The sequence below is a fragment of the Selenomonas sp. oral taxon 920 genome (assembly GCF_001717585.1).
In the GTDB taxonomy this organism is placed as follows: Bacteria; Bacillota; Negativicutes; order Selenomonadales; family Selenomonadaceae; genus Centipeda.
On record NZ_CP017042.1, the window covers coordinates 986,246 to 1,012,500 of the forward strand.

Annotated in this window: 25 protein-coding genes, 5 tRNA genes and 1 CRISPR repeat array (1 of these 31 cut by a window edge); of the genes, 17 read left to right on the forward strand and 13 right to left on the reverse strand. The window is 54.3% G+C overall.

Going from position 1 to position 26,255, the window contains the following annotated elements:
• The first annotated feature begins 7 nt into the window (after window positions 1-7).
• The 8 genes from cas5c to BCS37_RS04630 all read left to right on the forward strand — a co-directional run bounded on the left by cas5c (window position 8) and on the right by BCS37_RS04630 (window position 12,402).
• The gene (cas5c, locus tag BCS37_RS04595) at window positions 8-727 is read left to right on the forward strand and encodes a type I-C CRISPR-associated protein Cas5c (protein WP_069180369.1); all 720 of its coding nucleotides are present in this window, start codon (window positions 8-10) and stop codon (window positions 725-727) included.
• On the forward strand, window positions 724-2,574 hold the full coding sequence (cas8c, locus tag BCS37_RS04600; RefSeq protein WP_069180370.1) for a type I-C CRISPR-associated protein Cas8c/Csd1: 1,851 nt from the start codon (window positions 724-726) through the stop codon (window positions 2,572-2,574). The genes cas5c and cas8c overlap by 4 nt, the downstream gene beginning before the upstream one ends.
• Window positions 2,574-3,539 carry a type I-C CRISPR-associated protein Cas7/Csd2 gene (cas7c, locus tag BCS37_RS04605; RefSeq protein ID WP_069180371.1) on the forward strand — a complete coding sequence of 322 codons (966 nt, stop codon included), beginning with the start codon at window positions 2,574-2,576 and terminating at the stop codon, window positions 3,537-3,539. Before cas8c ends, cas7c begins: the two co-directional genes overlap by 1 nt.
• Before the next feature lies 1 nt (window position 3,540).
• The gene (cas4, locus tag BCS37_RS04610; RefSeq protein WP_069180372.1) at window positions 3,541-4,200 is read left to right on the forward strand and encodes a CRISPR-associated protein Cas4; all 660 of its coding nucleotides are present in this window, start codon (window positions 3,541-3,543) and stop codon (window positions 4,198-4,200) included.
• Window positions 4,197-5,225, forward strand: a complete 1,029-nt coding sequence (gene cas1c / locus BCS37_RS04615) for a type I-C CRISPR-associated endonuclease Cas1c (RefSeq protein WP_069180373.1) — start codon at window positions 4,197-4,199, stop codon at window positions 5,223-5,225. Before cas4 ends, cas1c begins: the two co-directional genes overlap by 4 nt.
• 9 nt (window positions 5,226-5,234) lie before the next feature.
• The gene (gene cas2, locus BCS37_RS04620; protein WP_006695535.1) at window positions 5,235-5,525 is read left to right on the forward strand and encodes a CRISPR-associated endonuclease Cas2; all 291 of its coding nucleotides are present in this window, start codon (window positions 5,235-5,237) and stop codon (window positions 5,523-5,525) included.
• 173 nt (window positions 5,526-5,698) lie between these two features.
• A CRISPR array of direct repeats spans window positions 5,699-7,671; the repeat unit is 33 nt; unit sequence GTCGCGCCCCGCATGGGGCGCGTGGATTGAAAC.
• A gap of 336 nt (window positions 7,672-8,007) precedes the next feature.
• A complete protein-coding gene (locus BCS37_RS04625) occupies window positions 8,008-9,198 on the forward strand; it encodes an efflux RND transporter periplasmic adaptor subunit (protein WP_069180374.1) in 1,191 nt (396 codons plus the stop codon).
• A 12-nt stretch (window positions 9,199-9,210) separates the two neighbouring features.
• On the forward strand, window positions 9,211-12,402 hold the full coding sequence (locus BCS37_RS04630; protein WP_069180375.1) for an efflux RND transporter permease subunit: 3,192 nt from the start codon (window positions 9,211-9,213) through the stop codon (window positions 12,400-12,402).
• A 32-nt stretch (window positions 12,403-12,434) separates the two neighbouring features.
• Here BCS37_RS04630 and BCS37_RS04635 read toward each other — a convergent pair whose 3' ends face one another.
• From BCS37_RS04635 to BCS37_RS04660, 6 genes are all read right to left on the reverse strand, one after another.
• The gene (locus BCS37_RS04635) at window positions 12,435-12,767 is read right to left on the reverse strand and encodes a branched-chain amino acid transporter permease (RefSeq protein ID WP_069180376.1); all 333 of its coding nucleotides are present in this window, start codon (window positions 12,765-12,767) and stop codon (window positions 12,435-12,437) included.
• A complete protein-coding gene (locus BCS37_RS04640) occupies window positions 12,764-13,471 on the reverse strand; it encodes an AzlC family ABC transporter permease (protein WP_069180377.1) in 708 nt (235 codons plus the stop codon). The genes BCS37_RS04635 and BCS37_RS04640 overlap by 4 nt, the downstream gene beginning before the upstream one ends.
• Window positions 13,468-14,025 carry a DNA-3-methyladenine glycosylase I gene (locus BCS37_RS04645; protein WP_069180378.1) on the reverse strand — a complete coding sequence of 186 codons (558 nt, stop codon included), beginning with the start codon at window positions 14,023-14,025 and terminating at the stop codon, window positions 13,468-13,470. Before BCS37_RS04645 ends, BCS37_RS04640 begins: the two co-directional genes overlap by 4 nt.
• 66 nt (window positions 14,026-14,091) lie before the next feature.
• A tRNA-Pro gene (locus BCS37_RS04650) sits at window positions 14,092-14,168 on the reverse strand.
• A 36-nt stretch (window positions 14,169-14,204) separates the two neighbouring features.
• A complete protein-coding gene (locus BCS37_RS04655) occupies window positions 14,205-14,411 on the reverse strand; it encodes a hypothetical protein (RefSeq protein WP_069180379.1) in 207 nt (68 codons plus the stop codon).
• 15 nt (window positions 14,412-14,426) lie between these two features.
• A complete protein-coding gene (locus BCS37_RS04660) occupies window positions 14,427-15,944 on the reverse strand; it encodes a Y-family DNA polymerase (RefSeq protein WP_069180380.1) in 1,518 nt (505 codons plus the stop codon).
• A 114-nt stretch (window positions 15,945-16,058) separates the two neighbouring features.
• Here BCS37_RS04660 and rfbB point away from each other — a divergent pair, with 114 nt between their 5' ends.
• On the forward strand, window positions 16,059-17,066 hold the full coding sequence (gene rfbB, locus BCS37_RS04665; protein ID WP_069180381.1) for a dTDP-glucose 4,6-dehydratase: 1,008 nt from the start codon (window positions 16,059-16,061) through the stop codon (window positions 17,064-17,066).
• Between the two features lie 93 nt (window positions 17,067-17,159).
• Window positions 17,160-17,235: transfer RNA gene (locus BCS37_RS04670), tRNA-Ala, on the forward strand.
• 105 nt (window positions 17,236-17,340) lie between these two features.
• On the opposite strand, the gene BCS37_RS04675 is transcribed toward BCS37_RS04670, so the two are convergent.
• The 5 genes from BCS37_RS04675 to ilvA form a co-directional block, all read right to left on the reverse strand.
• A tRNA-Arg gene (locus tag BCS37_RS04675) sits at window positions 17,341-17,416 on the reverse strand.
• 2 nt (window positions 17,417-17,418) lie between these two features.
• A tRNA-Pro gene (locus tag BCS37_RS04680) sits at window positions 17,419-17,495 on the reverse strand.
• Window positions 17,496-17,537: 42 nt separating this feature from the next.
• Window positions 17,538-18,272 (reverse strand): C40 family peptidase, encoded by a 735-nt coding sequence (locus tag BCS37_RS04685; RefSeq protein WP_069180382.1) that lies wholly within the window; start codon window positions 18,270-18,272, stop codon window positions 17,538-17,540.
• Between the two features lie 24 nt (window positions 18,273-18,296).
• Entirely contained in the window at window positions 18,297-18,608 is a 312-nt protein-coding gene (locus tag BCS37_RS04690; RefSeq protein ID WP_069180383.1) for an ArsR/SmtB family transcription factor, read from the reverse strand.
• A gap of 24 nt (window positions 18,609-18,632) precedes the next feature.
• Window positions 18,633-19,880: a threonine ammonia-lyase gene (ilvA, locus tag BCS37_RS04695; protein ID WP_069180384.1), complete on the reverse strand. Its 1,248-nt coding sequence runs from the start codon at window positions 19,878-19,880 to the stop codon at window positions 18,633-18,635.
• A 158-nt stretch (window positions 19,881-20,038) separates the two neighbouring features.
• Between ilvA and BCS37_RS04700 the strand changes: the two genes are divergently transcribed.
• From BCS37_RS04700 to BCS37_RS04730, 7 genes are all read left to right on the forward strand, one after another.
• The gene (locus tag BCS37_RS04700; RefSeq protein ID WP_069180385.1) at window positions 20,039-20,512 is read left to right on the forward strand and encodes a universal stress protein; all 474 of its coding nucleotides are present in this window, start codon (window positions 20,039-20,041) and stop codon (window positions 20,510-20,512) included.
• 20 nt (window positions 20,513-20,532) lie between these two features.
• Window positions 20,533-20,949 carry a universal stress protein gene (locus BCS37_RS04705; protein ID WP_069180386.1) on the forward strand — a complete coding sequence of 139 codons (417 nt, stop codon included), beginning with the start codon at window positions 20,533-20,535 and terminating at the stop codon, window positions 20,947-20,949.
• A 90-nt stretch (window positions 20,950-21,039) separates the two neighbouring features.
• A complete protein-coding gene (locus tag BCS37_RS04710; RefSeq protein WP_069180387.1) occupies window positions 21,040-21,774 on the forward strand; it encodes a tRNA threonylcarbamoyladenosine dehydratase in 735 nt (244 codons plus the stop codon).
• Window positions 21,771-22,751: an NAD(P)H-dependent glycerol-3-phosphate dehydrogenase gene (locus BCS37_RS04715; protein ID WP_069180388.1), complete on the forward strand. Its 981-nt coding sequence runs from the start codon at window positions 21,771-21,773 to the stop codon at window positions 22,749-22,751. The genes BCS37_RS04710 and BCS37_RS04715 overlap by 4 nt, the downstream gene beginning before the upstream one ends.
• Window positions 22,752-22,754: 3 nt before the next feature.
• A complete protein-coding gene (locus BCS37_RS04720; protein WP_069180389.1) occupies window positions 22,755-23,153 on the forward strand; it encodes a (deoxy)nucleoside triphosphate pyrophosphohydrolase in 399 nt (132 codons plus the stop codon).
• A 51-nt stretch (window positions 23,154-23,204) separates the two neighbouring features.
• Window positions 23,205-23,291, forward strand: a tRNA-Leu gene (locus tag BCS37_RS04725).
• 190 nt (window positions 23,292-23,481) lie between these two features.
• Window positions 23,482-24,987, forward strand: coding sequence for an IMP dehydrogenase (locus tag BCS37_RS04730; protein ID WP_069180390.1), 1,506 nt, complete (start codon window positions 23,482-23,484; stop codon window positions 24,985-24,987).
• Between the two features lie 71 nt (window positions 24,988-25,058).
• On the opposite strand, the gene BCS37_RS04735 is transcribed toward BCS37_RS04730, so the two are convergent.
• A complete protein-coding gene (locus BCS37_RS04735; RefSeq protein ID WP_069180391.1) occupies window positions 25,059-25,841 on the reverse strand; it encodes a tRNA 2-thiocytidine biosynthesis TtcA family protein in 783 nt (260 codons plus the stop codon).
• Between the two features lie 12 nt (window positions 25,842-25,853).
• On the reverse strand, window positions 25,854-26,255 hold the 3' portion of the coding sequence (locus tag BCS37_RS04740; RefSeq protein WP_069180392.1) for a thiamine diphosphokinase. The gene runs 336 nt beyond the window's last position; the window shows 402 of its 738 coding nt (coding positions 337-738); its start codon lies beyond the right edge, outside the window — the gene reads right to left on this strand; it ends in the stop codon at window positions 25,854-25,856.

The window sequence follows — 26,255 nt, forward strand, 5'->3', positions numbered from 1 at the left end:
TGAATTTATGAGGAATTCGATTGAGTTTCAGGTATATGGGAGGATGGCGCTCTTTACCGATCCGATCACGAAGATTGGTGGCGAGCGTTCCTCCTATTCTGTGCCGACGTATCAGGCGCTGAAGGGGATTATCGAAAGCATCTACTGGAAACCCACAATATATTGGGTGGTTGACGAGGTGCGTGTCATGAATCGAATCACAACGCAGTCGCGTGGTGTGAAGCCGATGAAGTATAGCGGTGGTCGCAACGAACTCTCCATCTATACATATCTGAGTGATGTGTGCTATCAGGTGCGTGCGCATTTCGAGTTCAATCTGCATCGAAAGGAGCTGGCAGCGGACAGGGATGAGCATAAGCATCACAATATCGCAAAGAGGATGGTGGAGCGCGGCGGACGGCGCGACATCTTCCTCGGCACGCGCGAGTGTCAGGGCTATGTCGAGCCTGTGACCTATGGAGAGGGGGCAGGGTACTATGACTCTGCGGGCGAGATGCCGCTCGGCACGATGTTTCATGGATTTAACTATGCCGATGAAACGGGTGGAAATATGCTACAGGTGCGCCTTTGGCAGCCGGTAATGGAAGACGGTGTGATTCGTTTCCCGCGCCCGGAGGAATGCCGTCTTGTGCGCGACATTCGCAAGGTGAAGAGCAAGCTCTTCGATAAGAACAGCGTTACCTTTGCTGCAGATGAATGGGAGGAATTGGAAGGGGGGAGATTATGAGCTGGGTGGAACAGCTGGTGCAGACCTATGATGAGAACGAGCGCTTTGCCGGCAGGGATGATGTTGAGGGTATGAAGGTTGCTTTATCTCCTATGGGGTATAGCATACATGATGCATGGCTCGAAGTAGTATTGGGAGAAAATGGAGACTTTATTCATGCATTTGAACTTCCTAAAGAAGAACGCGCAACGTCGATGCCTTGTACGCCATACCCAAGAACATCGGGACCAGTGCCGCATCCGTTGTTTGATAACCTGTCGTATGTGTCCAGAGACTACCAGAAATTTATTGAAAATCCATCTAGTAAAGATAGGGAGTCTTATGGGGCATATAAAGAGCTTCTCGCAAAGTGGGTGCAGCAAGAAGATTCTCCATTGATTGTGCGAGCAGTTTATGCATATATCAGTCAGCATGACTTAATTTATGACTTAATTGAAAGGAAGATTGCGACAGAGAAAAAAATAAAATCAAAGTTATCATCGGTTGTTCGATTCAGCATAGAGGGGCACATTGCTCCTTGGCGTGACAAAGAGGTACAAGATTCTTATAGAAATGTTTACAGCAGGCTATTCTATGAGAATTCATCCAAGTCTCTTTGTTATGGATCAGGAAAGAAGATGGTAACTATTGAGAAACCTGATACCAGAGGAATTCGAACGCATGGAGATGGGACAAGGCTTATTTCTTCCAATGATGAAGACAATTTTACTTTTCGTGGACGGTTTGTTTTAGGAAAGGAATGTCTTTCAATTGGAGAAGAAACCGTTCAAAAATCGATGAATGCCTTGCGATGGCTTGTTGAGAATCAAGGAAAAAACGTTGATGGGCGTGTGTTCCTTGCATGGGGCAGAAACTCCGTGTCGATTCCTTCCGTCTTTGATGATACGGAGGGATTGATACACAAGCGCAGACCTATGGAGGCGGCGCAGCCGGATACTCTGAAAATGTGGGCTCAGAATCTGCATAAAGCGTTGGATGGCTATCGGCATGATTTTCGGCGTGCAAAGACGAGTCAGGTTAATGTCATAATCCTAGACGCAGTGACTAATAAGGGGCGGCTTTCTATCTGCTATTACGGCGAGATGGCGGGCGAGGACTTTATCGAACGAATCGAAAAATGGCATACAGCTGGTCAGTGGTATCAGCGAAATCAAGATAAAACGGACAAGAAAAATCCAGGTTGGTATCCACCCTACTTTGGAGTTCCTAGCCCACGAAAGCTGGTTTATGCATATCGTGGTGATAACGTCAGTGATAAGCAGATGAAGATGGAACTTCACAGAATATTCTTCTCCATTGTCCAAGGTGTTCCATTGCCTGCAGATATGGAGCGAATGGCGTATAGCCGAGTGGTAAGAAGGGCAATATGTGATCCATTGAAAAAATGGGAGCATCTGATTTTAGAACCTGCTTGCTCTATTATCTGCAATCGGTTGAATCGTAAAAAGGAGGTATATACTGTGGCATTGAATGAGAGAAAGACGAATCGGTCATATCTGTTTGGCAGGCTGTTGGCTGTTGCCGATCAGATGGAGCGCGAAACATTCACTGCAGAGGAAAAAGGGTCTCGTATCACCAACGCAATGCGTTATATGAATATCTTTTCCTCGCGACCGGCTTCGACATGGGAAACCATACAAAAAAAGCTTCTCCCTTATCAAGCGAAACGGGAAAAGTTTGGAGGAAAAGAAATAGCGCTTATCGATGAAATTATCTCTATGTTTGATGATGGGGAGTTTTGCTCGAATGCACCGTTAGAGGTTGAGTTCCTTTTGGGATTATCCTGTCAACGGTATGTGTTCAGAAAAGAGAATAAGAAGGATGCAATGAGAGAGGAGAATAAATGATGGCTGTTTTGGAAAAGAAAATTGATTTTATTGGATTTATTGTTGTGGATCACGCGAATCCGAATGGAGATCCGTTGAATGGGAATCAGCCTCGTACCAACTACGATGGTTATGGGGAAATGACCGAAGTATGCATTAAGCGTAAAATACGGAATCGCCTGCAGGATGCAGGTGAGAGAATTCTTGTCCAGGCAGATGAACGCTCTGACGATGGCTGTGATAGTATTCGTTCTCGCGTAGAAAAACATCCAAAAGTTGGATCGATATTGGCTCAAATGAATAAGGGCAAAGGAAAAGATCAAGGAGTGGAAAACAAAAGAGAAATGCGGCTGAAATTTGAAAGAGAAGCATGCAGCGCGTGGATAGATGTTCGAGCTTTTGGTCAGGTTTTTGCGTTAAAAAAACAGGATAAGAGAAAAAACAAAGAAGAGAAATCTGAATCAACAGATACTGATGGCGTATCCGTCGGTGTGCGCGGCCCCGTCACGATTCATGATGCCGTCAGCCTCGATCCTGTCACCATCACGGGCGTTCAGATCACGAAGAGTGTCAACAATGAGCCAGGCGATAAGAAAGGCTCGGACACGATGGGGATGAAGTATCGTGCGGACTTCGGCGTATACAAATTTCAGGGGAGCATCAATGTTCAACTTGCCGAAAAGACGGGATTCAGTGACGAGGATGCAGCAAAGGTCAAAGAGGCGCTGCTCACCATCTTTGAGAATGATGCCTCCTCCGCGCGCCCTGAGGGCAGTATGGAGATGAGTCGCTTCTACTGGATCGAGCATGCGAATAAGATAGGGGCGGTATCGAGTGCGAAGGTGCATCGCTCCGTGTCGGCGCAGAAAAAGGATGGCATGGATACGCCGAAACAGTTGGATGACTATGTATTTGACGATGCGCCGCTCTATGAAATCGGTGGCGTTCGCATTGAAAAATACGTCGAGGGAAGTCGGGTCGATTGATATGGGTTATGCTGAGGAAGAGTATCTCATGCTCTCGGAGATTCAGCATTATGCCTTCTGCCCTCGTCAATGGGGGCTGATTCATCTCGAGCAGCATTGGCAGGAAAATGTTCTGACCGTCGAGGGGAATGCCCTGCACGAAAGGGCGCACGATGAGAACATCAAGGAAAAGCGCGGCAATAAGATCATTGTGCGTGGAATGCGCGTAGCATCCCCTCGGATTGGAATTTCCGGAGCTTGCGATGTTGTCGAATTCCACGCGGACCCTACGGGAGTAAGTATTCCCTCCTATCAGAGCAGTTATCGCATCGTCCCAATAGAGTATAAGCGAGGAAGCCCCAAGGAGGGGGAGGAGGATGTACTCCAACTGACCCTTCAGGCACTCTGCCTCGAGGATATGCTAGTGACAGATATCCCCTTCGGATATTTGTATTATGGGGAGATTCGCCGTCGGGTTAAGGTCACATTTTCGGACGAACTGAAAGCGCGGATCCCGGTTCTGGTGCAGGAAATGCGGCAGTATATCCTGAGTGGACATACCCCGCGCGTGAAGCACCGAAAAGGCTGCAAGAACTGCTCTCTCAACAATATCTGTGTGCCGAAATTGAATCGGCTCGAGTCTGCCAAACATTATCTTGAGAGGAGGCTGGCAGAGGGATGAAGCCTCTTTTGAACACACTTTTTGTCAATCAGGATGAGGCGTACTTGGCGTTGGACGGCGGCAATGTTGTGGTCGTTCGGGAGGAAAAGGAACTGGCTCGTTTTCCACTCCATAACTTTGAGCAGATCACAACCTTTGGCTATACGGGGGCAAGCCCTGCGCTCATGCGGAAATGCGCAGAGGAAAATATTGCATTGACGTTCATGAGCCCGGAGGGAAGATTTCAGGCGCGCGTTATCGGCAAGATGAACGGCAATGTCCTCCTGCGCAGGGAGCAGTATCGTCGTGCAGATGATGAGACTGCCAGTCTTGCGCTTGCGAAGAACTTCATCCTTGGCAAGATCTATAATGCGCGCTGGATGATCGAGCGGACGCACAGAGACTATGCCATGCGAATTGATAAGGAGAAATTTCAGAGTGTCAGTGACTTCCTCCAGACATCCTGTCATGAGGCAACGTGTGCATCTGATCTGGAGGAACTCCGCGGCGTCGAGGGGAAGGCTGCTGTTAGCTATTTCTCGGTATTTGATGATATGATACTCAAACAAAAAGGAGAGTTCTTTTTTACTGAGCGTAACCGCAGACCGCCGCTCGACAATATGAACTGTCTCTTATCTTTCCTCTATGCCCTCCTCATGAATGATGTAGGGGCGGCACTTGAAGGGGTGGGATTGGACTCTTATGTCGGTTTTCTGCATCGTGATCGCCCGGGCAGACAGTCACTCGCACTTGACCTCATGGAGGAACTGCGCCCGATGGCGGACCGTACGGCATTTTCCATGGTCAATACCAAGAAGATCAGCGGCAAGGATTTTCGCCTAGAAGAGGGCGGCGCCGTATATCTGACCGATGATGGACGTAAAAAGATTCTGGAGGCATGGCATGCACACAAAGAAGGGGTGATGACACATCCTTTTTTAGAGGAAAAAATCAAATGGGGGCTTGTTCCTCATGTGCAGGCAATGCTGCTTGCACGCCATCTGCGTGGGGATCTTGATGCCTACCCGCCATTTTTGTGGAAGTAGGTACTTGCTATGTATGTTTTGATCACCTATGATATCAGTACAGTTGACGCTGATGGGCGCAGGAGGTTGCGCCAGGTCGCACGAAAATGCAGAGCCTATGGTCAGCGCGTGCAGAACTCTGTCTTTGAGTGTAAGGTGGATCCAACCCAATGCAAGCAATTGGAACTTGCGCTGCTGGATATCATTGACTTGCAGGAAGACAGCCTGCGATTTTACTACCTCGGAAAGGACAAAGGACCGAAAGTAACGCATTATGGTGTTAAAGAGTCCTATGACTTGGAGGCGGCCATCATCATCTGAACATTCATTACTGAGTGCGAAGGTGAAGTGAACAGAAAACAGAATGTAAAAATATAGGTGCGAGAATCATGCCGCAGGAGGGGCGTGGGTCTTAGGTGCCGAGAAAATCGTATTTGTGGAGAGGAATACCCATAAATACGTGGCAAAAGGGGGAAGTCGTGACTCCAGTTGCCGTCGCGCCCCGCATGGGGCGCGTGGATTGAAACATTTGGGCGAAAAGCACGGTCACTTGTTGTCTGAAGTCGCGCCCCGCATGGGGCGCGTGGATTGAAACCCGCTGCTGGGGGCAAATCTATTGCGGCATCGTTGTCGCGCCCCGCATGGGGCGCGTGGATTGAAACACGATACGCTCTTGGATTGGTGTCGTCTTGTCATAGTCGCGCCCCGCATGGGGCGCGTGGATTGAAACGCGCAGTACAAGGATAACAACGATATTGATGCCTGTCGCGCCCCGCATGGGGCGCGTGGATTGAAACAAGCAGTGCAACGAAAAGACGATGGAGACGGCGGTCGCGCCCCGCATGGGGCGCGTGGATTGAAACTGCGGCTCATAGGACTTTGTCATCATCAAATCCATGTCGCGCCCCGCATGGGGCGCGTGGATTGAAACGCCTCATATCGGCGGGACGTGACCTGCCATCATCGTCGCGCCCCGCATGGGGCGCGTGGATTGAAACAGCTGCCCCGTGCTTGTATCGATCTGCATCGCGCGTCGCGCCCCGCATGGGGCGCGTGGATTGAAACCAGTGGGCCGCAGAGGATGGAGACATAGACCCAAGTCGCGCCCCGCATGGGGCGCGTGGATTGAAACACCAGACCGCACAGGGAGAGGAGTTAAAGCTATGGTCGCGCCCCGCATGGGGCGCGTGGATTGAAACATGACGGATGAGGATAAGCTCCGCAAAGCACGCGTCGCGCCCCGCATGGGGCGCGTGGATTGAAACCCGACGACACATCCGCCGCCGTAGTCAAAGAGCAGTCGCGCCCCGCATGGGGCGCGTGGATTGAAACTTGCCCAAACGAGCGGTGTACTTGATGATGTTGGTCGCGCCCCGCATGGGGCGCGTGGATTGAAACTTTGCGATACGCTTTGAGAGGGTCATTGCCTGTAGTCGCGCCCCGCATGGGGCGCGTGGATTGAAACCCGTCCTATGCCGCCTACAAGAAATCGCGGGCGGGTCGCGCCCCGCATGGGGCGCGTGGATTGAAACGTGGTTGTGCCAGACCTGCTCGGAAAAATGCGTGGTCGCGCCCCGCATGGGGCGCGTGGATTGAAACTGCAGTGCCTGTGCGTTGGCGCGTGAGATGTCGGTCGCGCCCCGCATGGGGCGCGTGGATTGAAACTTTCGGCGATTGATGCAGAGCTTGCAAAAGATGAAGTCGCGCCCCGCATGGGGCGCGTGGATTGAAACTGCATCGGCGCGGGCATTGGCAAGAAGAACCGCAGTCGCGCCCCGCATGGGGCGCGTGGATTGAAACTCTGTTGGAATGGGGCTCACCAATACCCAAAATCGTCGCGCCCCGCATGGGGCGCGTGGATTGAAACGAGCGCATCGACAAGTTGCGAATATGCTGCACGGTCGCGCCCCGCATGGGGCGCGTGGATTGAAACATTGACCCAGTTGTTACGGCTTTTAGGCGGATTGTCGCGCCCCGCATGGGGCGCGTGGATTGAAACAAGGTGCGGAGCATCTACGGGGACATCGCCATGGGTCGCGCCCCGCATGGGGCGCGTGGATTGAAACACACGACAAGCAGCCGAAAGCGCCAAGAAGGCAGGTCGCGCCCCGCATGGGGCGCGTGGATTGAAACTTCCGAGCAAAGATGCTCGCGCATGGGATTGACCGTCGCGCCCCGCATGGGGCGCGTGGATTGAAACAGAGACGGGTACATCAAAGCCAACGGCGCAACCGGTCGCGCCCCGCATGGGGCGCGTGGATTGAAACGTTTTGACAAGGTGGTCTCGCGCAACCCCGGACAGTCGCGCCCCACACGGGGCGCGTGGATTGAAACAAGGCGTACAACGCGCAGGACGTTGTGACAGAGGTCGCGCCCCACACGGGGTGCGTGGATTGAAACTCCTTGACTGGCAGGAATCCGAGGCGCATCGTTGGTCGCGCCCCGCATGGGGCGCGTGAAAAGTTAGTTTTCCTAAGTCTTACTTTTGAGGGACAAGTTACTCGCTGCAAAATTATGCAGCGAGCCTTTTGCTGTTGAAGAGGAGTACGGACGCAGCAAAAACGAAACGGTGGGGCAAGCAGCCGCCTCTGTGTTTAGAGGAATGAAGCAGAGGGGAGACGAATTCGTAACACCTTAAACTCTAATTAAACTTTGTATTGGAGTACGCATCATTTCTTGACATTTTTTGCCTGCTCCGATAATATGAACATGATATGGCAGGGACTCCCGCGTGGATACCTGCCCTTCTTCATAAAGGTGTTAGCAAGCATTTGTGGGGAATGGGAAAGAGGAGGTCTTTTATTTGTTTGAGAACCGAAAAGGTCTTGGCATTTTGGTTGCTGCGATTTTTGCACTCGGAACGCTTCTGTCCGGCTGCGGTGATAAGCAGGCGGGAGGCGCGCGCCCAACGGCGGTCAAAGCGATGAATGTTCTGCGTCAGGATACGCCGCTGACACATGTCTACGCGGGACAGATCATGGGTACGGATGAGGTGCAGATCCGATCCCGTGTCTCTGGCAATATCGTGGAAAAATACATTGTGGGCGGACAGTTCGTCTCGGCTGGGCAGCCGCTCTACCGTATCGATGCCCGCCAATATGAGAGCGCGCTCCTTCAAGCACAGGCAGTCCTTGCGCAGTCCGAGGCAACGCTGAATAATGCACGCACGGATCTCGCACGCTATCAGCAGCTTTATGCGAGTGCCGCAGTCTCCGAGCAGACGCTCTCCACGCAGCAGGCACAGGTAAATGCCTATGAGGCGGCGGTTGCGGCCAATACGGCACTCGTTCGTCAGGCGCAGGAAAACCTCGATGATACGGTCATCTATGCCCCCATGTCTGGACAGCTCTCTGTGGATGATGTGGCAATGGGCACGTTCGTTTCGGCGGGAACGACGACCCTCGTTTCGATGGGATCGTCAAACCCGATCTTTGCCCAGTTCAGCCTCTCGGAGAACGAGTATCTGAACTTTGTCGAGCAGGCGGCAAAGACGGGCGGCATCGGTGCGGTTGTTGTGGAGCTGACGCTCTCGAACGGTTCGAAGTATCCGATCATCGGGCACATCGTGACCTCTGACCGCGCACTTGCGGCGCAGACAGGAACGCTCACGGTCAAGGCGCTCTTTGACAATCCGGATGGGCTGCTCCTGCCGGGGATGTTCGCACGTGTCAGCCTTATCGGCGACATTATTCCGAACGCCGTACTCGTTCCAGAGCGTGCCGTTCAGCAGCTCCTCGGCAAGTCATTTGTCATGCTCGTTGGAGAAGACAACAAGGCGGTTGCACGCACGGTCACGCTCGGTGAAAAGATCGGCAGCTACTACGTCGTCAAGGACGGTCTCGATACCTCCGACATCGTTGTGGTCGAAGGGCTGACCACACTTCAGGAGGGCGGTGATCTCGCCGTGACGATGGTGACGGCGGACGAGATGGGTTTCTCCATCGAGGGGGATTCCTCCACTTTCAACACGCGTGAGCTCACGCCCGCGCAGTAAGGAGGAGATCCTTTGGCAAAATTTTTCATCCATCGGCCGATTTTCGCGATTGTCATTGCGGTGATGATCGTCATTATCGGAACGATTGCGGGGCTCTCGCTGCCAATTGCACAGTATCCGCAGATCTCACCGCCGACGGTTGCTGTTTCGGCGAACTATACAGGAGCAAGTGCTGCCGTTGTCAATGAGACGGTGGCGCAGGTCATCGAGGAGCAGATCAACGGCACACAGGGGATGGACTACATGAGCTCCACCTCTGATGATACGGGGCGTTACAGTCTCTCTGTTACATTTGAGGTTGGTACGGACGGCGATATGGATGCTGTCAAGGTGCAGAACAATGCAGCGGGGGCAAATGCGAGTCTGCCGTCGTCCGTGCAGTCGGCAGGTGTTACAACGCGCAAATCCTCGGGACAGATGGCGTACTTCGTCTCACTCTACTCCGAGGATGGCACATACGACCGCGCCTTCATGAAGAACTATGCAACGCTCTACTTCCTCGATGCGATCAAGCGTGTCAGCGGCGTGGGCGAGGTGCAGGTATTCGGTGCGGACTACGCGATGCGCGTCTGGATGAATCCGGATCGTCTTGCGGAGCTTGGTCTTACTGTTTCGGACATTACAAAGGCAATCAACGAGCAGAACGTGCAGGCACCTGCGGGAACGGTCGGTGGTATGCCGACAGAGAACGGACAGGAGAAGCAGTACACAGGCAAGGTGCAGGGGCGTCTCATAACGCCTGAGGAATTTGGCAACGTCATCATTGCCTCGGGTAAAGATGGCACTTTTGTTCGCCTGAAGGATGTCGCACGCATTGAGACGGGTCAGCGTCAAAATAATATTGTTGCGAAATTTAACGGCTACCCCGCCGTTGGTTTCGGCATTCAGCTGACCTCCGACGCGAACGCGATGATTACCCTTGCTGAGGTGCGCAAGATCCTCGAGGAGGCGGAGAAGACATTCCCGCCCGGACTCAAGATGAAGTCGGTCTTTGACAGTACGGACTACATCAACGCATCCATCAAGGAGGTTGTGCATACCTTCGTTGAAGCGCTGCTGCTCGTCGTGCTCGTCATCTTCCTCTTTCTGCAGAGCTGGCGTGCAACGCTCATCCCTCTGCTTGCCGTGCCGGTGTCCCTCATCGGAACATTCGGCGCGTTCGTTCTGCTGGATTTCTCCATCAATACACTGACGCTCTTTGCGATGGTGCTTGCGATCGGTCTTGTTGTCGATGATGCGATTGTCGTCATCGAGAATGTCGAGCATCACATGGAGAGCGGGCTCACTCCGATTGATGCAACGGAACGGGCGATGTCGGAGGTGCAGGGGCCTGTTGTCGCAATTGCCTTCGTGCTTGCGGCAGTCTTTGTCCCCGTTGCCTTCCTTGGCGGCATGATGGGGGTGCTCTATAAGCAGTTCGCTCTCACAATTGCAATCTCGATGGCCATTTCTGCCTTCGTTGCGCTGACGCTGACACCTGCGCTCTGTGCGCTCATGCTGAAGCCGAAGAAGGAGAATGGGACAAAGAGTGTTCTCGATCGATTCTTTGATCGCTTCAACAACTGGTTCGACGCAACACGCAAGGGCTATGTCGGCATTGTCAGCAAGTTTATCCGCAAGGCGAGGGTTGCCGTTATCTTCCTGCTCATCGTCTGCGGTCTCACGGTGATCATCTATCGGAATCTGCCGACCACATTTGTCCCCGAGGAAGATCAGGGCTATCTGATGATCGCGATTCAGCTGCCGCCGGGAACGTCTACGAATCAGACACAGAAGACCGTGGACAAGATCCAGCAGGCGGCACAGCGTGAGATCAAGGGACAGAGCGCCGTCATGTCCATCAATGGCTTCGACATTCTTGCGGGTGGTGCGAACTCCAACGGCGCGGTCGTCTTTGTCGGTATGAAGGACTGGTCGCAGCGTGCCGGGCTGGCTGAGTCCGTTGCCGCCGCAGTCGGCACGATGTTCCGTGTGGGTGCGATGGAGGCTCCCGAGGCTCTCGTTATCGCCATCAATCCGCCCGCACTGCCGGGTCTTGGCAATGTCGGCGGCTGGTCGCTCCAGCTGCAGGACATGAGCGGGCACTCCGACACGGAGCTCAACGACATCGTGAATGCGATTCTTGCCGAGGCACGCACGCGTCCCGAGCTGCAGGGCGTGCGGACGACGTTTAAGATCAACGCACCGAGCTATCAGTATGAGATCGACCGCGAAAAGGTCAAGAACCTCGGCGTTCAGCTCTCGGATGTATTTACGGCACTGCAGGTCAACTTCGGCGGCTATGAGGTCAATGACTTCAACCAGTTTGGGCGCACCTACAAGGTTGTGCTGCAGTCCGACGTGACCTATCGCACCGAGGCAGAGGCAGCGAAGTTTGTCTTTGTCAAGAACTCGCAGGGCGGCATGGTGCCGCTTGATACCCTCCTCAAGCCGAAACTCACAACGGGACCGACGCAGATCAGCCGTTTCAACGGTGCGCGCTCCATCCAGATCCAAGGCAGTGCGGGGACAGGATATAGCTCGGGCGATGCGATGAAAGCCATCACCGAGATTGTCCAGAAGCACACAGGCTCCGGATTCAGCATCGAGTGGTCGGGGCAGAGCCGGGAGGAGCAGAAGTCGGCGGATTCGACCATGCAGGTGCTTGCACTCTGCCTTGTCTTCGTCTTCCTCTGTCTTGCGGCACTCTATGAGAGCTGGAGCGTACCGTTCGCCGTTCTCTTTACCGTGCCGACGGGCATCTTCGGAGCACTCTTCTCCGAGTACATCCTAGCGACGATCTTCGGCATGATCGGCATTCCGGCAGCGGGCTATCAGAACAGCGTCTATATGCAGATCGGTGTCATCATGGTCATCGGTCTTGCGGCAAAGAATGCAATTCTGATTGTCGAGTTCGCAAAGATACGCGTCGATCGCGGCATGGATCCCTTGAAAGCGGCGATTCAGGCGGCGGGGCTGCGTCTCCGTCCGATCCTCATGACATCGTTCGCGTTCATCATCGGCTGTCTGCCTCTCTGCATGGCATCCGGTGCAGGTGCTGCGGCGCGTAACGGCATGGGCGTCGCCGTTGTCGGCGGCATGCTCTTTGCTACCATTCTTGGGATTTTCCTCATTCCTGTGTTCTATGTCATCGTTGACCGTATCTCGCGTATGCTTGGGCTCGGCAAGAAGGCAAAGACCCGCACGGCGGATGACTACATGTAATCGTAAAAAAACTCCCCAGGAGGGGAGTTTTTTTATGGGATGAATATGTATTGGATCAAAATCATGTAAATCATTGTTCCTCCCCCGATGGAGAGCAGCATCTGACGAAACCGCAGATGGAGTGCGGCAGTCACGATGACTCCTGTGATCTCCGGCAGTCCGTGATTTCCGCTGAGAAAGGACGTATCTTTGAGGCAGTAGACGACGAGCATCCCAAAGACGGCGGCGGGGAGTACGTTGCCGAGATAGCGGACAATGGGCGGTGTCGGCTTCTTCTCCGAGAGGAGAAGAAAGGGGAGGGCGCGCGTGAGTACACTCGCAAGTGCACAGAGCCCGATGGTGATACATTGCTCAGTGAACGTCATGCCGTCTCTCTCCCTTTGATGAAGGGCCGCAGTCCAAGGCATCCCGCGAGAATGATGAACATGGTCGGGAGCATAAAAGCGTCACGCCCAAAGACGGCAAGTGCAATGCCTGCAGCTGCAAGTCCAAGGATTCCTGTATAGTGCTGCGGATCGTTAAGCCATTGCTCGATAAAGATGACGACGAAAAGTGCTGTCATTGCGAACTCAATACCTGTTGTATTGATCGGGAGACTTGTGCCGACCAGTCCGCCGATGGTTGCACCTGCGACCCAGTAAAGCTGGTTCAGCAGGGTAACAAAGAACATGAACCAGCCTGAATCAATCCCATGAGGAATCTTTGTCGTGTAATTGATGGAGAACGACTCATCACACATACCGTAGATGAGGTAGGGCTTTTTCCAGCCCATGCCGCGATATTTCTCGAACATGGAGATGCCGTAGAAGATGTGTCGCCCCTGCACCATCAGCGCGAGCAGGAAGGTCTGAAGAGGAGCAAACGGACTCAGCAGAAGTGCCGTCGCGATGAACTCAAGTGAGCCGCCGAAGATGATCGCACTCATCGCCATCGGGTACCAGAACGAGAAGCCCGAGACATTTGTATAGATGCCGTAGGTAAGCCCAAGAAAGAGAAAGCCTGCGAGAATGGGGACGGTGAAGGGGAAGGCCGCACGCAGCGCGGCGAGGCGTGGATCGGTACACCTCATGCCTTGCTCCAATCGCATTCATCCGTATGCGCGGCAAGGACACCGATGGCTTGGAGTGTTGAGTAGATGCAGGTTGAGCCAACAAACGCCATGCCGCGTTTTTTGAGATCCTTTGACACCTTGTCCGAGAGCGGCGAGGTTGTGCGCAGCTCACAGCTCTCTCGTACGGGCTTTCCGTCCGTAAAGCCCCAGATATAGCAGTCGAACGAGCCGTATTCTTTTACAATCTCAAGGAAGATGCGGCTGTTCACAATGCTCGCTTCGATCTTGCGGCGGTTGCGAACAATCCCTGCATCCTGCATCAGTTCCTCGACCTTTGCGTCATCAAATGCCGCGACACGCTCAGGAATAAATCCCTCGTAGGCGCGGCGGAAGTTTTCGCGCTTGTGCAGGATCGTTGCCCATGAGAGACCCGCTTGAAAGGTTTCGAGAATAAAGAGCTCGTAGAGTGCACGGTCATCGTGGAGCGGAACGCCCCACTCCTCATCATGGTATTTCACATAGATGGGGTCGTTTAGCTTGACCCAGCTGCACCGCCTGCATTCATTTTCCATACCAAAGGCCTCCCCAATATAAAAATGCCGGCATCCCCGAAGGGCTCCGGCTCATCGTCAATAAAATGGTCGGGATGACAGGATTCGAACCTGCGGCCTCATCGTCCCGAACGATGCGCTCTACCAAGCTGAGCTACATCCCGATATTGAGAGTATTGTAACGACCTGCGGGCCTTTTGTCAAGCAGTGTGCTCGGGTGGACCGTATTCTTCGTGTTGTGCCGCTTTTTCACCCTCTGTGCGGTCTGCGGCGGCATGGAGTCCGGTGAGCGCAGAGAAGGGGGCGAACTGACCTGCGCGGTCACGCAGGGACATGGGAGGATGTGTCTTTGAGATGGGGCGCGGCAGATGAATGATATCCGCGTAGTCCTCAATTTTTCGCTGCATGATCTTCTCCCTTCGTTATGCTTTGTGTCCGCCGATCTGTGTATTGCGCAGACGTGCCGTTGCGCCGTCGATGAAATTTGATCCGCGCAGGATGGCGTTCTTTCCATACATTTTCTTGATGGCGATGATTGCCTCCTGCAGGGCCTGTTCCTTTGTCTGCGCAGCTTTTTCGGCAGAGGATAGAATGCTCTGTGCCGCTTCCGCCTCTCCGAAGAGGCTCATCTGCTCAGAAGCGGAGGCGCACTGCTCCTGTGTCATCAGATGATGTGCGGAGACGGTGAGCCGGCGGATGAGAAGCGTGGGATTTACGATCTCATCATAGAGTCCCGTCAATGCGTTCATGATCCACCGTGTTGTCGCTCCGCGTTCGATGAGAACCCTGCCGTGCGCCGGCCACGGGACACGGCGCCCATAGCGATCCGTGCGAATGCGTCCGTGATAGCGTTCGCGTATTTCGGGGCGGCTCAGGCACTCGACGTCATAACCGACGGTTAGTTCCAGCCGGTCGCTTGTGAGCCGCTTCTCGGCGAGATCGATAGAGAGTGTGTCTGCCATCTCCCAGACAACCAGGCGGGCTTTTTGTGCGGTGTAGGGATTTTGCAGCACCTGCCCCATATGCGTGCTGCGCGACTTCGGGCGGTAGCCTTTGATGTCGGCCATGCACACGGACTCAAAGCCCCACGCGTGATCGATCAGCAGCTCCGCCTGCACACCGAAGAGGCGATAGAGGAGATCCTCACTGTGCCGTGCATTTGCTCCGCCGAGCGAGCAGCGTGCGATATCGCCCATTGTATAGAGTCCGTGCTCCTCGAGTCTCTTGGCGTAGCCCTTGCCAATGCGCCAAAAGTCCGTGAGCGGGCGATGCGTCCAGAGCCTCTGCCGATAGCTCATCTCGTCCAGCTGTGCAATGCGTACGCCGTCTGCGTCGGGCGGCATGCGCTTTGCCACAATGTCCATCGCGACCTTTGCAAGGTAGAGGTTTGTTCCAATCCCTGCCGTCGCTGTGACCCCCGTTTCCCGCAGTACTTCGCGGATGAGACGCATGGCAAAGTCATGCGCAGAGATGTCCTCTGTATCAAGATAACTCGTCGCGTCAATGAAGACCTCGTCGATGGAGTAGATATGGATGTCCGCGGGTGCAACGTGGCGCAGATAAATCTCGTAGATGCGCATACTGTAGTCCATGTAGAGCGCCATGCGCGGGGGAGCAATATGATAGGCAATGGCGAGTTCCGGATGTGCCGCAAGCTCCGCCGCATCCCGCGTCTCTCCTGTGAGTATGCGTTGGGGGGCGCGGTATGTTCGCCGTGCATTCGCCTGCTCCACAGCGCGGATGACTTCGAAGAGGCGCGGGCGCCCGCCGATGCCATGTGCTTTGAGTGCAGGGGAGACTGCGAGACAGATGGTTTTGCTTGTGCGGCTCTCATCTGCAACAACAAGGTGTGCGGTCAGCGGATTCAGCCCGCGCTCCATACATTCAACCGAGGCATAGAACGCTTTGAGATCAATCGCAATATATGTCCGCGCCTTCATTTCCATCCCTCCCGCCCAACAGTATAGCACGAATGTTTGTTATTTGTAAACGAAAAAGGAAAAATAGAAGCGATGTCGAATCATTTTTAAAGAAAAAGAAAAGGAGCGGAATATATGAAGATTATTGTCACGGGCGGCGCGGGCTTTATCGGTGCAAATTTTGTCTACTATGAACTGCGCGAACATCCAGAGGATACCATCGTTTGTTATGATGTGTTGACCTATGCGGGGAATCTGGCGACGCTCGACGCGGCGCGGAAGCATCCGCAGTTCTCGTTTGTGCGCGGTGATATCGCAGACCGTGCGGCGGTTTATGCACTCTTTGAACGCGAACAGCCGGACATCGTTGTCAACTTTGCGGCGGAGTCCCATGTGGATCGCTCCATCGAAAATCCGGAGATTTTTCTGCAGACGAATGTCATTGGGACGAGTGTGCTGCTTGATGCTTGTCGCAAGTATGGAACTCGGCGCTATCATCAGGTATCGACGGACGAGGTTTACGGCGATCTGCCGCTCGACCGCCCCGATCTTCTCTTTACCGAGGAGACGCCGCTCCATGCGTCGAGTCCTTACTCCTCGTCGAAGGCATCTGCCGATCTCATCGTACAGGCGTATGCGCGCACCTACGACGTGCCTGTCACTATCTCGCGCTGCTCGAACAACTACGGTGCGTTCCAGTTCCCTGAGAAGCTCATTCCTCTTATGGTGATCCGTGCGATGCAGGGGGAGAAGCTGCCCGTCTACGGCGATGGGCTGAATGTCCGTGACTGGCTGCACGTTGACGATCACTGTGCCGCGATTGATGCGATTATACGGTATGGTACAAATGGGGAGGTTTATAACGTCGGCGGTCACAACGAACGCTCGAACATCGAAGTTGTCCGTACGATTCTTGCGGCACTTGGCAAGGGGGAGGATCAGATTTCCTACGTCACCGACCGCAAAGGACACGACCGCCGCTATGCAATCGATCCGACGAAGATCGGGCGCGAACTTGGCTGGAAGCCCTCAACGAAATTTGACGACGGCATTCAACGTACAATTGCGTGGTATCAGACACATGAATCATGGTGGGCGGACATCCTGAGCGGCGCTTACGAGAAGCGCAACGAAGAGGGGTGAGAGCACCATATTATCTGATCTGTGCACTGAAAATTCAGTCTTGACAAGGCATGTGCTTTTCGCTATACTACCCTTTGTCAGCGCGAAACGCGCGGGGGCATAGCTCAGCTGGGAGAGCGCTTGCATGGCATGCAAGAGGTCAGGGGTTCGATCCCCCTTGTCTCCACCATATCGAAACGCAGATGTGAGAGTCAGATCTCACATCTTTTTTTTGCCCCAAATGCGGCAAAGCAACAAAAAACCGTATCGCTTCCCGCGATACGGTAATTTCCGATGGTGCGCCTGGGGGATTCGAACCCTCGACCCACGGCTTAGAAGGCCGTTGCTCTATCCAACTGAGCTACAGGTGCAATGGTCGGGATGACAGGATTCGAACCTGCGACCCTCTGGTCCCAAACCAGATGCGCTACCAAACTGCGCTACATCCCGATATCGCCCTATTATAATGAGCGGCTGGGGAAAAGTCAATTTTTATTTCACGATGTGCTTACCGCCGAGGAAACGCGGCTTCCAGTAGTCGTTTGCGAGCGCATCGACACGCACGCCCTTGCTCGTGGAGGCGTGGATGAATTCGCCCTTGCCGAGGTAGATACCGCAGTGGGACGCACCCTTTTCATATGTTTCGAAAAAGACGAGATCACCGGGCACAAGCTCTTTTGTGCTCTTTGTCCTGAGACCAAGCTTATATTGCTCATCGGCTGTGCGAGGGATCGTGATTCCATGTTTCTGGAACACGTATTGGAGGTAACCGGAGCAGTCAAAGCCCTTCGGCGTTGTTCCGCCAAAAACATAGGGCGTGCCTATGTATGACTTCGCCGTCTTGATGACATCGGAGACCTTGCTCGCGGGCAGAATGGGCTTGCCGTTCGGCGCAAGCGGTTGTTTCCCGTTATTGGCAGGCGGCGGCACGTTAATACCCCACGTGCTCTTGGCAGGAAGGTTTTTGAGTGCACGCCACGTGGCGTTTGTGACTATGCCCGTGATCTTGATCTTGTGGTCGCGCTGGAACTCGGCAACAGCGCGTTCTGTATCCTTGCCAAAGATGCCGTCCGCACTCTTGATCTTATAACCTGCGTTTTGGAGTGCCTGCTGGAGGACACGCACCTCATTCCCCTGCGAACCCTCGCGCAGGGTGGGCGAGGCGAAGGCCGTGCCCGCAGCGAGGAGCAGGGCGATGCTGGTGCAAAGGAAGATGCGGCGTTTCATAAAACAACATCCTTTCAGTTCATTTTATGCGTGCTGTACGTGCTCGAGACCCTGACTGAGCAGTTTCAGCACATGATCGTCATCAATCGAGTAGAGTACCTCCTTGCCGTCACGGCGAAACTTGACGAGACGGGCACTGCGGAGGACGCGCAGCTGATGGGAGATGGCGGACTGGCCCATATCCAGACCGTCCGCAATGTCATAGACGCGCAGCTCCTCTGCTGCTGCGAGCAGGGAGAGAATCTTGATGCGGGTGGGATCGCCGAGGGTCTTAAAGAGGTCGGCAAGGTGTTGTGCCGTATCCTGATCGATACATTTCAGTGGGGCGGCAGTCATACGCTGGAATATCCTTTCTGCTGGTCAGTAAATCTTGTTGATTTCAAATCCGTTCGAAGCAAGTGCGGCGACGATGCGGTCGATGTGCTCTTGCCCATGTGCCTCAACGGTAACGGTGAGCTGCACCTTCTGGAAGCTGTCTGTTACCATTGTCTGGTCGTGATCGAGGCGAATGACATTTGCGTCCTGCTCGGTGAGGATCTGCGCAACGGTGAGCAGCTGTCCTGGTTTGTCAGGGAGCTGCACGGAGAAGCGGAACACCCTGCCGCGCGAGATGAGCGCCTTTGAGATGAGCGCCGAAATGGTGGAGATATCGATGTTGCCGCCGCTGACAAGCACGGCAATTTTTTTGTCCTTCATGTGCAGTTTTTGCAGCGCGGCGAGTGAGAGGACGCCCGCTCCCTCGGCGATGAGTTTGTGCTTCTCGATCAGTGAGAGCAGAGCGCTCATGATCTCCATCTCAGAGACGGTGATGATCTCATCCAGGTAGCGGCGGCAGAATTCGAGCGTGAGTTTTCCCGCCGTGCGAACGGCACAGCCGTCGGCAACGGTATCGGCAGAGGGGAGTGTGATCGTGCGCCCGCAAGAGAGTGCCGCCTTCATGCAGGCAGCATTTTCCGGCTCGACGCCGATGACCTTCACCTGCGGGTTGACGAGCTTCACCGCGAGCGCAATGCCCGAGGCAAGTCCGCCACCGCCGACGGGAACGAGGATTGCATCCACATCCTTGAGCGCGTCGATGACTTCGAGGGCGATGGTGCCCTGTCCGACGAGGACATCGCGGTCATTGAACGGATGAATGTAGACGTACCCCTTTTCTTCCTGCAGTTCGAGGCTGTGTGCATAGGCATCGTCAAAGCCGTTGCCGTGGAGTATGACCGTTGCACCGAGTGCACGCGTCGCCTCGACCTTGAGAATCGGCGTTGTTGCGGGCATGCAGATCACGGCGTTTACACCGAGTTTCTGTGAGGCGTAGGCGACGCCCTGCGCGTGATTACCTGCCGAGGCGGTGATAACGCCGCGCGCCTTCTCCTCCTCTGTGAGCATGGAGATGCGATTGTATGCGCCGCGCAGTTTGAATGCACCAGTTGTCTGGAGATTTTCGAGTTTCAGATAGGTCGCGTTGCCAGAGAGCTCAGAGAAAAACTCACTGTAGACCAGCGGCGTCTTTCGTACAATGCCCTCGAGGCGTTTAGCTGCGGCATAGATGTCTGAAATACCGGTTGCAGCGACAACTTCCTCATCCGTTTGCCCCGTCTGCTCTTCTCCCATAATTCATTGCCTCCCAAATTCCTTTATATGTAGAGTCAGTCTATCATTTTCGATGGGGCGCGTCAATTTATTTTCCGGAATAATCGTCGGAATAAAGAAGGAGTTTGACAGAATTTAGCGAATAAATACAACAAACGAGGCGGGACGGGAGGTGTGCGATGGCTTACGGTGCTAAATATGCGCGTGTCCTTATCCCTGTCGATGGCTCGCAGGAGTCACTGTGCGCCGTCCGTCTGGCGGGAGAATTTGCTCGCATTATGCATGCGACGGTGTACTTCATCTATGTGTCACCGTTCGATGAGAGTACGGATGAGGGCGATGTGCCGTGGCTGCCAGAGAGCATTGTACGTCCTGCGGCAGAGGAGGCACAGGAGATTTTTTCCGTAGCGGAGGAACTTCTGCCTGCGGATGTCGCATATGAGCGTCACCATCGTGCAGGCGTACCAGCGGATGAGATTTTGCACTTCATCGATGAGATGGATGTAGATCTTGTCGTCATAGGCGGGCGCAAATTATCCCGCATGAGTGGAATCTTTCTTGGGAGTGTCACGCAGACCGTCTTGGAGTACGCGCATTCCAGCGTTATGGTCGCAGGGCGCGCCAAATCAAGTAATAATGTTCACGTTCTTTAGAGAAGTGAGGAGGAACTGCCATGATGAAGAATATTTTAGTACCGGTGGATGGCTCTGAGGGGGCCGACCGCGCGATTGAAAAGGCAGTCATGCTTGCCGAAACATGTGGAGCGAAGCTGAATTTCCTCTATGTTGCAAACATCAATCAGCTCGCGATCAATGCCGTGCTCTCGGATGCGATTCTCGACTCCGTGACGAAGGCGGGGAATGTCATCCTTGACCGCGCGCTTGAAATGGTTCCGGCAGGCGTTGAGAAGGAGTCATTCTCGGATACGGGCTCGCCGGCGGTGGTCATCCTTGACTTTGCGGAGTCGAACGACATTGACCTCATTGTCATGGGCAGCCGCGGTCTCGGCGTCGTGAAGGGGGTACTGCTCGGCAGCGTCAGTCAGTATGTTGTAGAGCAGTCGAAGTGCCCTGTGCTCGTGGTCAAATAAGGGGCATATCAGTATAATTTTGTTGGAAAGGAGCTGCTGCGAATATATGCAGCAGCTCTTTGACGTGCATGGATGTGGAAAGGCAGTAAAATGAGCGATCGGCGTTTCGCGCGGACGGAGATGCTGTTGGGCAGTGCGGGCGTGGAACATCTTGGCAGGTGCTCCATAGCAGTGTTCGGCATTGGCGGTGTCGGTTCGTATGCAGCAGAGGCACTGGCACGCGCGGGCGTTGGAAGACTGACGCTTGTCGATCATGACGTGATCGATGCAACGAATATCAATCGTCAGATCCATGCGCTGACAGAGACGGTCGGTGCGTTCAAGACGGAGACAATGGCGCGGCGTATTCACTCCATCAATCCCGCCTGCGAGGTTCGTGAGATTCGCGCCTTCTATTCGCCAGAGGATGCGAATACGTTCTTTCCAGAGCATTATGACTATGTATTGGACGCTGTAGATACGGTGACGGCAAAAATTGATCTCGCCGTACAGTGCCATCGGCACGGGATTCCACTGATTGCAAGTATGGGCGCGGCGAATAAACTCGACCCGACACTCTTTGCGGTCATGGATATCTATCGTACGAAGGGGGACCCAATCGCGCGCATTCTGCGGAAGAAGCTAAAGGAGCTGGGCATTCCGCATTTGAGGGTCGTCTGTTCGCGCGAGCGCCCACGCACACCGGAGGCAGTAAGCGAGATGCCCATTGCAGGGCGGAATGCGGTGCCTGCAAGTGTGTCCTTTGTCCCATCTGTCGCAGGACTCATTATGGCAGGAGCTGTGATTCGTGATCTCTTGAACCTACGAGTGGAGGTATCTTCATGAACATATCTGTATTGGGGTGCGGACGCTGGGGTTCCTTTCATGCGTGGTATGCTGCGCGCGTGGGTCATACGGTTACTCTCTGGGGGCGTGCGGGGTCTGTGCATCTGGCAGAACTGCGTACGTCACGAACAAATGAATTTTTGACGCTGCCCGATGCGATTCATCTGACCGATGATTTGGGTGTCGCAGTTCGAACAGCAGAGGTTGTCATTATCTCCATTCATGCACAGGCACTGCGTTCCTTTCTCCGCGATCTCTGTGCGCAGGGATTGGGGAAGGAACTTGCACAGCGGCAGATCATTCTCTGTATGAAGGGGCTGGAGATTGGCACTGGAACGAGGCTTACAACCGTTGTGCACAAGGAATTGGGGGCGGATGTGAAACCCGTCGTCTGGGTCGGTCCCGGGCATGTACAGGACTTCGTACGTGGGATTCCGAACTGCATGGTGCTTGCGGGCGAGGACAGGGAGGCTCTGCATCATCTTGTAGGGGAGCTCGGCAGCCCGCTCATCCGCTTTTACTATGGAGAGGATCTGCTCGGAACAGAGGTCGGAGCGGCGGCAAAGAACGTCGTTGGGCTTGCCGCAGGGATGCTCGATGGCCTCGGCTACGGCAGTCTAAAGGGGGCTCTTATGGCGCGCGGCACACGGGAACTCGTACGCCTCGTGCGTGCAATGGGGGGAGATGGGGAGACGATCTATGGGCTCTCGCACCTAGGTGACTACGAGGCAACCCTCTTTTCTCCATACAGCAACAATCGACGTTATGGTGAGGCAGTTGTACGCGGCACAGCGGGAGACTTTCACAAGATCGCTGAGGGCGTCTATACGGCAGAAGCATTGATGGCGCTCTCAGAGGAGCATGGTGTCGACCTGCCAATCTCCGCAACCGTTTATGAAATTGTCACACAGGGAAAAGACCCGCATGCGCAGCTGACACAGCTTTTTATGCGCAGAGCGAAGAGCGAGAAGGAATAAGGTATGAGTGAACGAAAACATATTGATGTCGTTGCGGGCGCAATCCTTCGTGACGGCAAAGTGTTCGGCGCGTGCCGCGGATACGGCGCCTACGCGGGAACATGGGAATTTGCGGGCGGCAAGGTTGAGCAGGGCGAGACAGACGAGGAGGCGCTTGTGCGTGAAATCCATGAGGAACTTGGGGTCGATATCGCCGTGGAGCGACTGCTTGGCATCGTCGATCACGACTATCCGGAGTACCATATGAATATGCGTCTCTATGTATGCCGCCACGTTGCGGGAGAGCCGCAGCTAAGCGTGCACTCAGCGGGGCGTTGGCTTGGGCGAGCAGAACTCTACTCCGTGCCGTGGTTCGAGGCAGATATGGAACTTATCCGTAAGCTTGAGCGCGATCTGTGCTGACGTTGACAAGTCTACTGCCAGAGTGCTATAATACGAAACGAATTGACCCATGCCGAAGTGGCGGAATTGGCAGACGCAGCAGACTCAAAATCTGCCGTTGGCGACAACGTGCCGGTTCGACCCCGGCCTTCGGCACCACCGTATATGATCCCGTAAGGGCATTGATTTCCCTAAGAGTGAACGTGATACTCTTAGGGATTTTTTGACAAAACCGGGAAATTTCACAACAGCGGCATATATTGTTTTCCGATGCCTTGACACGGCGGATGGAAGCGCGTATATTAAACAACAATATTTCGGACTGAACTACGAGAAAGGAAGGATTCTCTTGGCGCATTATTACACCGAGCCATCACACACATTTGGAGAGTATCTGCTCGTTCCGGGCTACTCCTCGACGGAGTGCTTCCCTGCAAATGTCTCATTGCGTACGCCGCTGGTCAAATTTCATCGCGATGAGGAGTCGGCGCTCACGATGAACATACCGCTGACCTCCGCGATTATGCAGGCAGTATCCAATGATACGATGGCGATTGCCCTCGCTAAGCAGGGCGGAGTATCCTTCATCTATGGTTCGCAGTCCATCGAGGAGGAGGCTGCGATGGTCTCCCGCGTAAAAAACTACAAGTCCGGGTTTGTCAGCAGCGATTCCAACATCAGTCCCAACACGACTCTTGGCGGTGTGCTTGACCTTCTTGCCAAGACGGGGCACTCTACGATGGCGGTTACGGAGGATGGTTCCGCAAATGGGAAACTCGTCGGCATCGTGACGAGTCGTGACTATCGTGTATCGCGGATGTCCCTTGATACGGAGGTCGCTACGTTCATGACTCCGTTTGAAAAACTTGTCTGGGCGGATGCGGATGCGACAACACTCACACAGGCGAACGATCTCATCTGGGAGCGCAAGCTGAATATGCTGCCGCTCATCGACAAGAATCAGCGCTTACGCTACATGGTATTCCGCAAGGATTACACCGACAACAAGGAGAATGAGCTCGAGTTGACCGACAGCAATAAGAGTTATATTGTTGGTGCCGGCATCAACACGCGCGACTATGCCGAGCGTGTTCCGGCGTTGATTGCGGCGGGCGTGGATGTCCTCTGCATTGACTCTTCTGAGGGGTTCTCCGAGTGGCAGCGCCTGACAATTCAGCACATCCGTGAGGAGTTCGGCGACAGTGTAAAGGTTGGTGCGGGCAATGTTGTCGACGGCGAGGGGTTCCGCTTCCTTGCGAATGCGGGGGCGGACTTCATCAAAGTCGGCATCGGCGGCGGTTCGATCTGCATCACGCGTGAGACGAAAGGCATTGGGCGCGGACAGGCGACTGCACTCATCGACGTGTGCGCTGAGCGTGATAAATACTTCAAGGAAACGGGCATCTACATCCCCATCTGCTCCGATGGCGGCATTGTCTACGACTACCACATGACGCTCGCACTTGCGATGGGGGCGGATTTCCTTATGCTCGGACGCTACTTCTCGCGTTTCGATGAGAGCCCGACGGATCGCGTCATGGTGAACGGCACATACTACAAGGAGTATTGGGGCGAGGGTTCAAATCGTGCGCGCAACTGGCAGCGTTATGACCTCGGCGGCAATAAGAAACTGTCCTTCGAGGAGGGCGTAGATTCCTATGTTCCCTATGCGGGTCCTCTGAAGGAAAATGTCGAGACGACCCTCTCCAAGATTCGCTCCACCATGTGCAACTGCGGCGCACTCAACCTGCCCGAGTTCCGCGACAAGGCGAAGCTCACCCTCGTCTCCTCGACCAGCATCGTCGAGGGCGGCGCACACGATGTCATCCTGCGCGACAAGCTTGGACGTGATTGAAAAAAGCCGAACGGCGAAGTGAAACAACTTCATCGTTCGGCTCTTTTGATGTTGTCTGAGCGCGAGAAGTGCTACCCCTTCGCCATAAATGCGCGGTAGGTGCGCTCCATCTCTTTGCGAGTCTTGCTTGCGGGCCAAAGCTCGCCAAGTGCGCCCTCACGCATCCCCGCAGCGAGGTGGTTGTAGAGGTTCGGATTATCCCTGCCGAGCGTTTCGATCAGCTCCTTGACAGTCTGACGCGTGGTGTTGCCGTTGTGGGGGCAGGGGGAGGGGATCGGCGTGAAGCCGTGGTATTGGATCGCGTCGGTGATTTCCTGCTCGCGGAAGTAGACGAGGGGGCGGATGACGGTGATGTCCGTCTTATCGAGATAGGTTTTGGGACGGAACGTGTTCAGCTGCCCCGAGTAGAATAAACTCATGAGGAAGGTCTCCACAGCATCGTCATGATGATGCGCGTAGGCGACCTTATTCATTTTGTGCTCCACGGCATAGCGATTGACTGCGCCGCGCCGGAAAAACGCGCAGGTGAAGCAGGGGCTTTTGTCGTCCTGCTCCGCAATCGCGCCTGCGATATCGACATCCACAACACCGTAGGGGACATCGAGACTTTTGCAGAATGATGCAATTGCATCGGTATTGAGGGGCGTGTCAAACTGTGGGTTGACAGTGAATGCTGCGATGGTAAAGTCCTTTTTGAGACGTTCACGCAGGATGGCGAGGGCGTAGGTGAGAAAGATGCTGTCCTTGCCGCCTGATACGCCGATGAGAATGCGGTCGCCCTGCTCAATCAGTTCGAACTCCACGACAGCTCGCATGAGCTTGCTGAAATAGGACTGTGGGATGTTGATGTTCAATGAAAACTTCCTTTATTCTTTATGGCAGAGATAGACACCGAGAACGCCGCTCTTGATGGAGACGGCAAACGTTTTTTTTGTGTTTTCGCGTGCGAGGACGTTGCTGATTGCAAGTGATGCACGATTTGTGATGCACGCATCCCGCAGTTCCCAATACAGACCATGCGTTGTTACGCCCGTACATTCCTCCGTAAAGGGGAGGAGGGAGATGGCACGCGGGGGCGTGTCGCAGGTCACGGTGAGCGATTCACCTGCATGGAGATAGAAAAGTGTTTCGCACTCGTCCGCAAGTACGCAGGAGATGTCGGCGTGCGCGGCGACGGCGGCAGTGCTCATGAGATGGTCAAGCCGCCCGCCAAATGCTCCCGTTAGGATGATGAGCGGCCGAGCAAAACGTTCCGCAGCAATATGGAG